This is a genomic window from Campylobacter concisus (assembly GCF_003048605.1).
GTDB classification, from domain to species: domain Bacteria; phylum Campylobacterota; class Campylobacteria; order Campylobacterales; family Campylobacteraceae; genus Campylobacter_A; species Campylobacter_A concisus_BM.
Genome location: NZ_PIRX01000010.1, coordinates 17,962 through 28,945 on the forward strand (window position 1 = coordinate 17,962; position 10,984 = coordinate 28,945).

Here is a 10,984-nt window from a genome sequence, read left to right on the forward strand (position 1 = left end):
TAGATGCATAGCGATAAGATAAAAGACGAACTGCTTCAATGTTTGGTGATCTTTACCAAACTTCATAATAACCCATATAGTGCCGATGCTTTGACTATCGGTCTGCCTGTAAAAGATGGCGAAGAGATCGAGCTTTTTTCACTAAAGAGCTCGAAGTCTTTATTTTCTCGTGCAGCTTCACGTGCTGGCTTTGCATCGACGCTTGTCAGAAAAGACCTTGATCAAATTTCGCCTTTAGTTTTGCCTTGTATCTTGATGCTTAGAGGCAAAAAAGCGTGCATCTTGCAATCTTTCAGCGAAGACAAAAAGATGGCAAACATCATCACGCCCGATCTTTCAACTGGCACTAGCACGATAGAAACAAGCAAGCTAAAAGATGAGTATCTAGGCTATGCTTACTACCTAAAACGTGAATTTGTCCCAGAAGATACAAGCTCGACAAAGCTTATCGACGCTGGCAATGATCACTGGTTTTGGGGCACTTTAAAGCGCTCTAAGAAAATTTACTTTGATGTCGTGATAGCAAGCTTTATCATAAACTTATTTGTCCTTGCAAGCCCACTCTTTACGATGAACGTCTATGACCGCGTTGTACCAAATAACGCAGTTGAGACACTTTGGGTTCTAGCACTTGGCGTGAGTGTTGTTTATGGTATCGATCTATTTTTAAAATTTGTTCGTTCATATTTTCTTGAGATCGCAGGCAAGAAGAGCGATATCATTATGAGCTCTATCTTGTTTGAGCGCGTCATGGATATGAAATTTAGCAATAAGCCAAAGTCGGTTGGTTCATTTGCTAGCAACTTAAAAGAATTTGACACAGTTAGAAATTTCTTCTCATCTGCGTCGCTTGCTGCCATTGTGGATCTACCATTTGCGTTAATCTTCTTGATAGTTACTTATTTTATTGGAAGCTACCTTGTGCTTGTGCCTATCGTTATCATGATAGCTATTTTGTGCTACACATTTTTTATAAAAGATCCACTTCAAAATGCGATCAAAAGCACATTTGAGGCTTCAGCTATGAAAAATGGAATTTTGATAGAGAGTCTTAGTAGCTTAGAGACCATTAAAACTCTTGGTGCTAGCGGACACGTGCAGTGGAACTGGGAGGAGGCGACTGGCGAGATAGCAAACAGAAGTATCAAATCAAAAATAATCACTACTTCGATCACAACCGTGACTTCATTTTTGGTGCAGTTAAACACTATCGCTATCATCGTTCTTGGCGTTTATATGATACAAGATACGCACCTTACTATGGGTGGTTTGATCGCTGCTGTTATGCTTAGTTCTCGTGCGATCGCCCCTATGGGTCAAGTAGCCTCACTAGCTGCAAATTTCGAGCAGACAAAGACAGCTTATCAAAGCCTTAGTAAGATCATGCAGATGCCAGTTGAAAGGCCTGAGGGCAAGAAATTTGTTAGAAGAAATTCTTTTGAGGGCAAGATAGAGTTTAAAAACGTTAGCTTTACATATCCAGATACTACAAAAGGCTCACTTGATAGGATAAATTTTGTCATTCAGCCAGGCGAGAAAGTAGGCATCATCGGTAGAAATGGCTCTGGTAAGACAACCTTACAAAAGATAATCCTAGGTCTTTATGCACCGACTGAAGGCTCAGTGCTAATTGATGGTATAGATATCAACCAGATAGACCCAGCTGACCTTAGAAGAAATATCGGCTACGTGCCACAAGATGTTGTGCTATTTAAAGGAACGGTTAGAGAAAATATCGTTCAAAAAGCTCCATATGTCGATGATATGCAGATCATTAAAGCTGCTAAGGTAAGTGGCGTAGATGAATATGTCAATGCTCACCCACTCGGTTTTGATATGCCAGTATTTGAAAGAGGTGATGGCATTAGCGGCGGTCAGCGTCAAAGTATAGCTGTGGCTAGGGCATTTTTGCTTGATAGTCCTATCATCTTGCTTGACGAGCCTACAAATTCATTAGACAACACAGTTGAGAGCAAGCTAAAAGCAAATTTAAAGGTAAATACCGTAAATAAAACTATGATTTTAGTAACTCACAGAACATCGATGCTTGATCTTGTTGATAGGCTCATAGTGATGGATAACGGCAAAATTTTACTAGATGGTCCAAGAGACGAAGTTTTAGCTAGACTTAGTGGGAAGTGATTATGCAAGAAGATATAAAAAAACAACAAAATGAAAATTTAAAGCCAGACGAAAAGCCAGTTCAAAAAAGCGACATAAAAGATCAAGAGAGCGCTGGAGATCAAATTTTAAATAGCGTAGATGGCATCAAGTCAAACATCCAAGCAAAAAACTACGATGCTTATGACTTAAAATTTATGTCAAGCCTCTCAGAAGCAGTTTTGGCAAAAGCTCCATCAACCTCAAAAAAGATACTTTATGCAGTTAGCATAACTGTATTTTGGCTACTTCTTTGGGCTTCGTGGGCGCAGATAGATGAGATAACAAGAGGTAGTGGCAAGATCATCCCATCAGGCAAAAACCAAGCGATACAAAACCTTGAGGGTGGTATCGTGGATCAAATTTTTGTAAAAGAGGGCGATGAGGTTAAAAAAGATCAAATTTTAATCAGACTTGATAATAAAAACTTTACAAGTAGCTACGGCGAGTCAAAGCTAAGACTTGATGAGCTTCAGGCTAAATTTATGAGGCTTGATGCTGAAGCAAATGATAAAGAATTTGACTACAACGAAACAAGAGATGCGAATAATAGCAAAGCTGTAAGATACGAGATAAGCTTGCATAACTCAAACATCGATCACTTAAATGAGCAAATAGGAATTTTAACAGAGCAAATTCACCAGCGCCAAAGTGAGCTAAATGAGCTTAGAAATAAAATTTCTCAAACTCAAAATAGCTACAACCTTGTTTTAAAAGAAAAAGCGATCATGGAGCCTATCTTTAAAAAAGGTCTTGTTAGCGAGGTCGAGTATATCCAGCTTCAAAGACGTGTAAATGACCTAAAGGGTGAGCTTGACGCATCTGTGCTTGCTGTACCAAGGGTCGAATCAACCATAAAAGAGGCGAAAAATAAGATAGAAGAGGCAAAGCTGGCATTTAAAAACAATGCAAAAAAAGAGCTAAACGAAGTCTCTGCTGAGATCGCAAGGATAAACGAGTCGCAAATCAGCCTAAGTGATAGGGTCGAAAGAACTTATGTAAGATCTCCGGTAAATGGTATCGTTAGTAAGATGATGGTGCATACAGTCTCTGGCGTCATCAAGCCAGGTGAAAATATCGCTGAGATCGTCCCACTAGAAGATAAGCTCATCGCTGAGGTAAAGGTTAAGCCAGCCGATGTTGCGTTCTTAAGACCTGGACTTGATACGATGGTTAAATTTACGGCGTATGATTTTAGTATTTATGGCGGCTTAAAAGGCAAAGTAACGCAGATCAGTGCCGATACTGAGACAAATGAAAAAACAGGTGAGAGCTACTATCTAGTCAGGATAGAAACTGAGAAAAACTATCTTGGTAGCGAAGAGAAGCCACTTAGGATCAAGGTTGGCATGATAGTTTCAGCTGATATCATCACTGGTAAAAAGACGATACTTGACTATTTGCTAAAACCTATCTTAAAAGCAAAACAAAACGCTTTAACGGAGCGATAATGCAAAAGTCAGCTAGCTTTGAGCGAAATTTTAGCGAATATCAAATTTCAAGAGCAAAGCTGGCTGATGAATTTATCATTGTAAATGATGGCAAAATATGCGATTTAATCGGAAGAGAGGTCGTTAAATTTCTCTTTAAAGACTGTGAAAAAAGCTTTGATGAGATGATAAATTTAAAAAAAGAAGAGCATATCAGCTTAGCTGGGCTAAAGATAGAAGATGAGCTAGTAAGCAGCATTAAAATATCAATTAGTGGCTACGATGAAAGCAGCGATAGCTTGGACTTTGATCTAAATTTACTATCTCTTAGCGTGCCATATAGATATGCCATATCAAATGGTTGTTTTGAGATGAGTATCTTTTTAAAAGAAGGCAAAGAAGTGGTTGAGAAATTCTTATCCACTTTTAGTTATAAATTTGAGGCAAATAGTGGCAAGGAGCGCTACTTGATCGTTTTCGTAAATGAGTCAAAAATTTACGAGCAAACCTATATGTGATATAAGGAAACATGGTTATGAATGTGGTTTTTTTTACTCAAAATGGTTCGCTTAATAATCTTTGGCGAGGATATTTTTCAGATGATGATGTGAAATTTACTCACAATAAAAAGGATTTTTTTGCAAATTTAAACGACGAGGTTGATATCGTCGGTATCGATACAAATGCTTTTAAAGATAGCCTTGATGAAAATATTAAAACCATTCATGAAACTTTTCCAAATATAAAATGTCTAATCCTTGCAAACGAACCAAAATTTAGTGAAGGCAAACATCTGCTGGCTCTTGGTGTCAAAGGATATGCAAACTCACACATGAGAAAAACGCACTTTGAAGATGCCTTTGAGACGATTTTAAATGGCAAAGTTTGGCTTTATCCAGAATTTATCCAAGCGATGATCGGAGAGCTAACTGGCTCATATATAAATAATGAAAGTGGGACTTTAGAGAAAAAGTCTGATCTAAGCGAGCTTAGCTCACGTGAAAAAGAGATCGCAAACTTAATCTACCAAGGTCTAACAAACAATGAAATTTCAGAGCAAACAGGCATTACTTTAAGGACAGTAAAGGCACACACCACGTCGATTTATAGCAAACTAAATGTGAAAGATAGAATAGGTCTTGTACTTTTAATGAAGCAGCTACATGCGTAAAATTTTGCTTCTTTTCTTTTTTGTCTCTCCACTTTTTGCAAATAATTTTGAAATTTCTCCAAAAAATATATCTCAATGCAAAAATCAAATTTGCAAAAATATCCTAAATCACTATGCAAATTTTATGAAAAAAATAGAACACGAAAGCTTTATAAGAAAGCTAGAACTCATAAATTCATACTTAAATTCCTTAATGCCAAGATATGATGATTTTTACAATACAAATGTCGATGTGTGGAGCACTAGGAGCGAGTTTTTAAGGCGAGGTGGTGGAGACTGCGAGGAGTACGCGATATCAAAGCGTGATAGCCTAAAAGATCTTGGTGTAGATAATCAAAAATGCCTTCTAGTCGTTCAGGAAAAAAATACAAAAAAATATCATATGGTGCTAGCTGTTTGGGAAAATTTACACAAAGAGCCTTTGATACTGGATAATCTAAGCTTTAGAGTTTTGCCACTTTCGAAGCGCTACGACTTGGTACCAGAGTATTGCTTGATGGATGGAAAATATTTTAAGATAAAAAAAGATGGCATAAATTTGGAGCCAGTAAATATAAGAATGCAAACTTACGAAAATTTGATAAAAAAAGAAAAAGAAGAGAAATTTTGGAAGAATTAATCTTCCAAGTCGATGTCTATTTTTTCAACATTTGTTGTAATATCTTTAGTATTTTTCTCAATGTTGTGTTTATTTTTCTCGATTAGTGATCTGTTTTGACCTATAAGGTCTCTATTTTCTTTGATGCCATCACTGTTTTGCTCGATCATCTTACTTAGCGTCGCTATCTTTTTTTCATAGCGGATCATTAAGAAGTAGATCACGTAAATTAGCAGTAAAATTACCGCCCAAGGTAAAAATTGCATATTAAATCCTTTGTAATTTTTTGTAATTATAGAAATTTTAGCTTTTAAAAAAAATAAAACTATGAAAATATGAAATTTTATATATGTAAAATTTATCTTTGATTTTTGGTAAAAGGGGCTCAGATTAGTGGGCTGTTTTTTGAAATTTTTATAAATTTTATCTAATTTTTGATTGCAAAAAAATTAGATAAAATATTTTTCAAAATCTCCTTGACTTTTATTTTATTTTGGGCTATAATTGCCACTTCACAAAACAGGTGCTGGTGTAGCTCAGTTGGTAGAGCTACTGCCTTGTAAGCAGTGGGTCGGCGGTTCAAGTCCGTTCACCAGCTCCATTTTGTAACAGTGTTTGACCAGAAAATACCAAAATAACTTATTAATGTTTAAGGTGAGATACTCAAGCGGCCAACGAGGGCAGACTGTAAATCTGCTGACTATGTCTTCCGTGGTTCGAATCCACGTCTCACCACCATTGTTATGCGGGAGTAGCTCAGTTGGCTAGAGCATCAGCCTTCCAAGCTGAGGGTCGCGGGTTCGAGCCCCGTTTCCCGCTCCAAAATTTGGGAAAGTAAACTGGGAGCTGTATCTAGATTTTACTAAACACAGTTATTCCATCTTTATTTTCATGAATTTTTAGTTGTTTGTATGTTGATTAAAATCATCTCAGCCAAGCGTTTTTCGCTCATATGGCTCAGAGGTAGAGCACTTCCTTGGTAAGGAAGAGGTCGCGGGTTCAAGTCCCGCTATGAGCTCCACTGGTTTATATGATTTTATATTACTATACGAATTTGAATTAGATAAAGACACATATCATAACGGAGGAAAAGATGGCTAAAGAAAAATTTTCACGCAACAAGCCACACGTAAACATAGGCACTATCGGTCACGTTGACCATGGTAAAACTACTTTAACAGCTGCAATATCTGCTGTTCTTTCACGCAAAGGTCTTGCTGAGCTAAAAGATTATGATAATATTGATAATGCTCCAGAAGAGAAAGAGCGTGGTATTACAATTGCTACTTCACACATTGAGTATGAGACAGAAAAACGTCACTATGCTCACGTTGACTGCCCAGGCCACGCCGACTATGTAAAAAACATGATTACTGGTGCTGCCCAAATGGACGGTGCTATTCTAGTTGTTTCTGCAGCAGACGGCCCAATGCCACAAACAAGAGAGCACATCTTGCTATCTCGCCAAGTTGGTGTTCCTTATATCGTTGTTTTCATGAACAAAGCAGATATGGTTGATGACGCTGAGTTACTTGAACTAGTTGAAATGGAAATTCGCGAACTACTTAACGAGTATAACTTCCCAGGTGATGATACTCCAATAGTTTCTGGTTCAGCACTTAAAGCTCTTGAAGAGGCAAAAGCTGGACAAGATGGCGAATGGTCAGCAAAAATTATGGAACTAATGGATGCGGTTGATAGCTATATCCCAACTCCAGTTCGTGCTACGGATAAAGATCTTCTTATGCCAATCGAAGACGTTTTCTCAATTTCAGGTCGTGGTACAGTTGTAACAGGTAGAATTGAGAAAGGTGTTGTTAAAGTTGGTGACACAATAGAAATCGTTGGTATCAAACCTACACAAACAACAACAGTTACTGGTGTTGAGATGTTTAGAAAAGAGATGGATCAAGGTGAAGCTGGCGATAACGTTGGTGTTCTTCTTCGTGGTACTAAAAAAGAAGACGTTGAGCGTGGTATGGTTCTTTGCAAACCTAAATCAATTACTCCTCACACAAAATTTGAGGGTGAGGTTTATATTCTAACTAAAGAAGAGGGCGGTCGCCATACTCCTTTCTTTAACAACTATAGACCACAATTCTACGTAAGAACAACTGATGTTACTGGTTCTATTACATTACCAGAAGGCACAGAGATGGTTATGCCAGGTGATAACGTAAGAATTTCTGTTGAGCTTATCGCTCCAGTTGCACTTGAAGAAGGTACTCGTTTTGCTATCCGTGAAGGTGGTAGAACTGTTGGTTCAGGTGTTGTTTCAAAAATACTTGGTTAATTTATAAAATTATGCCAAAGGGGAAACCCTTTGGCTTTCTATAAGGAATATATATGAGAATTAAAATCGGTTTAAAATGCTCTGAGTGTGGTGATATCAATTATACTACTACAAAAAACAGCAAAACCACTACAGATAAGGTTGAGCTCAAAAAATATTGCCCAAGATTAAAAAAACATACTGTTCATAAAGAAGTTAAGCTAAAAAGCTAATTAAGAATAAGTAGCTATTAGGGCAATAGCTCCAACGGTAGAGCGCTGGATTCCAAATCCAATGGTTGGGGGTTCGAATCCCTCTTGCCCTGCCACAATTAAGGTTAAGATTATGGAAAAATTTATAAATTATATAAAGCTATCTAAATTGGAAATAATGAAAGTTATCTTTCCTACTAAAGAACAAATTAGAAATGCTTTTATTGCAGTTTTTATCGTGGTCGCTGTTGTTTCACTTTTTTTAGCTCTTGTTGATGTTATTATGTCCTTTGTTCTTTCTAAAGTTATATAGAATGAGGAAAAAATAATGTCACACAAATGGTATGCTATACAAACTTACGCTGGTAGCGAAATGGCAGTAAAAAGAGGAATTGAAAATTTAGTTAGAGATCACGGTATCGAAGATCAACTAAAAGAAGTTATCGTTCCTACAGAAGACGTAATAGAGATAAAAAACGGTAAGCAAAAAATTAATGAAAGAACTCTTTATCCTGGATATGCTTTTGCATGTTTAGATCTTGATACAGCTCTTTGGCATAAGATTCAGTCTTTACCAAAGGTTGGACGTTTTATTGGTGAGGCTAAAAAGCCTACACCATTGACTGAAAAAGATATAAATACTATCTTGGAAAAAGTTCAAAAAAGAGCGGCACCAAAACCTAAAATATTTTTTGAGGATGGTGAAAGCGTTCGCATAACAGAAGGTCCTTTTGCTAACTTTACAGGTATTGTTGAAGAATACGATATGATACATGGTAAGCTTAGACTCAATGTTTCTATTTTTGGTAGAAGTACCCCTGTTGATATTTTGTATTCACAAGTTGAGAAGATAATTTAAGGAGCAAGAAATGGCTAAAAAAGTTATAGGTGAAATAAAATTACAAATTGCCGCAACAAAAGCAAATCCTAGCCCGCCAGTTGGTCCAGCATTAGGACAAAAGGGCGTTAATATTATGGAATTTTGTAAAGCCTTTAATGAAAAAACAAAAGATATGGTTGGATTTAATATCCCAGTTGTTATTACTGTTTATGCTGATAAAAGTTTTACATTTATCACAAAACAACCACCTGCTACGGACCTTATCAAAAAGGCTGCAGGTATAGCAAAAGGAACAGATAATCCTTTAAAAAATAAAGTAGGTAAATTAACAAAAGCTCAAGTTTTAGAAATAGTTGAGAAAAAACTTGTTGATTTAAATACAAACGATAAAGAGCAAGCAGCTAAGATTATTGCTGGTTCAGCTCGTTCAATGGGTGTCGAAGTAATAGACTAAAACCTTTACCGTCAGGTTGATTTTCAAAAGACGGAAGCAATTTATATGCGGAGAAATTTATGGGAAAAACTAGTAAGAGATTTCAAGAATTGCTCAAAAAAGTAGAGCAAGATAAAATTTATAACCTTAGCGAAGCTATCGATACAGTAAAAACTCTAGCTTCTGCTAAATTTAATGAGACAGTTGAGATTGCATTAAAATTAAATGTTGATCCAAGACATGCTGACCAAATGGTTCGTGGTTCAGTTGTTTTGCCAGCTGGTACAGGTAAAGTTGTGAGAGTTGCTGTTATAGCAAAAGATGCTAAAGCTGATGAGGCAAAAGCTGCTGGTGCTGACATAGTTGGTGCTGATGATCTAGTTGAGGATATCCAAAAAGGTATAATGAACTTTGATGTTCTTATAGCTACTCCAAATTTAATGGGTCTTGTAGGTAAAGTCGGTAGAATTTTGGGACCTAAAGGTTTAATGCCAAATCCAAAAACTGGAACAGTTACAATGGATGTTGCACAAGCTGTTAATAATGCAAAAAGTGGTCAAGTGAATTTCCGTGTTGATAAGCAAGGAAATATACATGCAGGTCTTGGTAAGGTCAATTTTACTAAAGAACAATTAAATGAAAATATTTCAACATTTATTAAAGCTATTAATAAGCATAAACCTGCGACTGCAAAAGGTAGATATGTAAAAAATGCTTCATTGTCATTAACAATGAGCCCTTCTGTAACTCTTGATACTCAAGAGGTTATGGACTTAAAATAAGAATTTAGACAAATTTATATCTTAGATTGGAGATAGCCGAGGCCATTGGGCTTAATTGATTCGACCCGCTCTGCTTGAAATTACCGGTCGGAAAGGAGAAAAAGTGACACGTAACGAAAAAACTGAAGTTGTTGCAAAATTAGAGAGTGAATTTAAAACTGCTGAAGCTATTGTAGTTTGTGACTATCGTGGTCTTTCAGTTAAAAAACTTGAAGTTTTAAGAAATTCTGCAAAAGAACAAAATGTAAAAGTTCAAGTTATTAAAAATACTCTTGCAAGTATTGCTCTTAAAAATTCTGATAAAGTCGGAATGGAACTTAAAGATACAAACATCTATCTTTGGAGTGAAGATCAATTAGCAGTAACTAAAGTAGCCGCAAAATTTGAAGAGGCTAATGCTGACCTTTTCAAAATTAAAACAGCATATATCGATGGCGAAGTTGCAAGCGTTGATAAAGTTAAAGCTCTATCTAAAATGCCTAGCCGTGATGAGCTTATTGCGATGCTTTTGCAAGTTTGGAATGCGCCAATTCAAAATTTCACAATTGGGTTGAATGCGCTTAAAGAGAAAAAAGAACAATCAGCTTAATTAAAATTAAAAAATAATAAGGATTAAAAATGGCAATTACAAAAGAAGACGTATTAGAGTTTATATCTAATCTTTCTGTACTTGAACTTAGCGAACTTGTTAAAGAGTTCGAAGAGAAATTTGGTGTTAGCGCAGCTCCTGTAATGGTAGCTGGTGGTGCAGCTGCTGCTGGTGGTGCAGCTGCTGCTGAAGAAAAAACAGAATTTAACATCGTTCTTGTTGATTCTGGTGATAAGAAAATCAACGTTATTAAGGTTGTTAGAGCACTTACTGGTCTTGGCCTTAAAGAGGCTAAAGACGCAGTTGAAGGAACTCCATCTGTTCTTAAAGAAGGCGTTAGCAAAGACGAAGCTGAAGCAGCTAAAAAAGAGCTTGAAGAGGCTGGTGCTAAGGTTGAACTTAAATAATTTTTTATTATTTAGGCTTAATATTTCAAGAGAGGGCAGAGGCTCTCTCTTTTTTAAATTTTAGATGCCTTGTTAAAAGGCTATACTTT

At 36.6% G+C, this 10,984-nt stretch carries 14 protein-coding genes and 5 tRNA genes; 18 read left to right on the forward strand and 1 reads right to left on the reverse strand.

All coding sequences use genetic code 11. From position 1 onward, the window contains the following. The first annotated feature begins 3 nt into the window (after positions 1–3). The 5 genes from CVS86_RS08850 (at position 4) to CVS86_RS08870 (ending at position 5,380) form a co-directional block, all read left to right on the forward strand. On the forward strand, positions 4–2,142 hold the full coding sequence (locus tag CVS86_RS08850) for a type I secretion system permease/ATPase (RefSeq protein ID WP_002941147.1): 2,139 nt from the start codon (positions 4–6) through the stop codon (positions 2,140–2,142). 2 nt (positions 2,143–2,144) lie between these two features. Next, complete coding sequence (locus CVS86_RS08855; protein WP_107791654.1) at positions 2,145–3,611, forward strand: HlyD family type I secretion periplasmic adaptor subunit; 1,467 nt, start codon at positions 2,145–2,147, stop codon at positions 3,609–3,611. Beyond that, the gene (locus tag CVS86_RS08860; RefSeq protein ID WP_107791655.1) at positions 3,611–4,108 is read left to right on the forward strand and encodes a DUF5416 family protein; all 498 of its coding nucleotides are present in this window, start codon (positions 3,611–3,613) and stop codon (positions 4,106–4,108) included. The genes CVS86_RS08855 and CVS86_RS08860 overlap by 1 nt, the downstream gene beginning before the upstream one ends. A 17-nt stretch (positions 4,109–4,125) precedes the next feature. Next, the gene (locus CVS86_RS08865; protein WP_107791656.1) at positions 4,126–4,761 is read left to right on the forward strand and encodes a response regulator transcription factor; all 636 of its coding nucleotides are present in this window, start codon (positions 4,126–4,128) and stop codon (positions 4,759–4,761) included. A gap of 124 nt (positions 4,762–4,885) precedes the next feature. Beyond that, a complete protein-coding gene (locus CVS86_RS08870; protein ID WP_223228736.1) occupies positions 4,886–5,380 on the forward strand; it encodes a transglutaminase-like cysteine peptidase in 495 nt (164 codons plus the stop codon). Here the strand turns inward: CVS86_RS08870 and CVS86_RS08875 are convergent. Beyond that, a complete protein-coding gene (locus CVS86_RS08875) occupies positions 5,377–5,625 on the reverse strand; it encodes a hypothetical protein (RefSeq protein WP_002941090.1) in 249 nt (82 codons plus the stop codon). The genes CVS86_RS08870 and CVS86_RS08875 overlap by 4 nt on opposite strands. 259 nt (positions 5,626–5,884) lie before the next feature. Between CVS86_RS08875 and CVS86_RS08880 the strand changes: the two genes are divergently transcribed. From CVS86_RS08880 to rplL, 13 genes are all read left to right on the forward strand, one after another. Then, positions 5,885–5,960 (forward strand) — tRNA-Thr (locus tag CVS86_RS08880). Positions 5,961–6,012: 52 nt separating this feature from the next. Then, positions 6,013–6,097: transfer RNA gene (locus CVS86_RS08885), tRNA-Tyr, on the forward strand. Positions 6,098–6,104: 7 nt separating this feature from the next. Further along, positions 6,105–6,181: transfer RNA gene (locus CVS86_RS08890), tRNA-Gly, on the forward strand. Between the two features lie 124 nt (positions 6,182–6,305). Beyond that, positions 6,306–6,380, forward strand: a tRNA-Thr gene (locus tag CVS86_RS08895). A gap of 72 nt (positions 6,381–6,452) precedes the next feature. Continuing rightward, positions 6,453–7,652 (forward strand): elongation factor Tu, encoded by a 1,200-nt coding sequence (tuf, locus tag CVS86_RS08900; protein ID WP_002941132.1) that lies wholly within the window; start codon positions 6,453–6,455, stop codon positions 7,650–7,652. Positions 7,653–7,705: 53 nt separating this feature from the next. Next, on the forward strand, positions 7,706–7,864 hold the full coding sequence (gene rpmG / locus CVS86_RS08905) for a 50S ribosomal protein L33 (RefSeq protein ID WP_002941157.1): 159 nt from the start codon (positions 7,706–7,708) through the stop codon (positions 7,862–7,864). A gap of 19 nt (positions 7,865–7,883) precedes the next feature. Next, positions 7,884–7,959, forward strand: a tRNA-Trp gene (locus CVS86_RS08910). A gap of 17 nt (positions 7,960–7,976) precedes the next feature. After that, positions 7,977–8,156 (forward strand): preprotein translocase subunit SecE, encoded by a 180-nt coding sequence (gene secE, locus CVS86_RS08915; protein WP_002941070.1) that lies wholly within the window; start codon positions 7,977–7,979, stop codon positions 8,154–8,156. 12 nt (positions 8,157–8,168) lie between these two features. Beyond that, on the forward strand, positions 8,169–8,702 hold the full coding sequence (nusG, locus tag CVS86_RS08920) for a transcription termination/antitermination protein NusG (RefSeq protein WP_180385147.1): 534 nt from the start codon (positions 8,169–8,171) through the stop codon (positions 8,700–8,702). 10 nt (positions 8,703–8,712) lie between these two features. Continuing rightward, a complete protein-coding gene (gene rplK / locus CVS86_RS08925; RefSeq protein WP_107791658.1) occupies positions 8,713–9,138 on the forward strand; it encodes a 50S ribosomal protein L11 in 426 nt (141 codons plus the stop codon). Between the two features lie 59 nt (positions 9,139–9,197). Further along, positions 9,198–9,899: a 50S ribosomal protein L1 gene (rplA, locus tag CVS86_RS08930; protein WP_002941167.1), complete on the forward strand. Its 702-nt coding sequence runs from the start codon at positions 9,198–9,200 to the stop codon at positions 9,897–9,899. A 103-nt stretch (positions 9,900–10,002) separates the two neighbouring features. Further along, positions 10,003–10,488, forward strand: a complete 486-nt coding sequence (gene rplJ / locus CVS86_RS08935) for a 50S ribosomal protein L10 (protein WP_107791659.1) — start codon at positions 10,003–10,005, stop codon at positions 10,486–10,488. Between the two features lie 29 nt (positions 10,489–10,517). Continuing rightward, positions 10,518–10,895: a 50S ribosomal protein L7/L12 gene (rplL, locus tag CVS86_RS08940; RefSeq protein WP_009294518.1), complete on the forward strand. Its 378-nt coding sequence runs from the start codon at positions 10,518–10,520 to the stop codon at positions 10,893–10,895. The last annotated feature ends 89 nt before the right edge of the window (positions 10,896–10,984 follow it).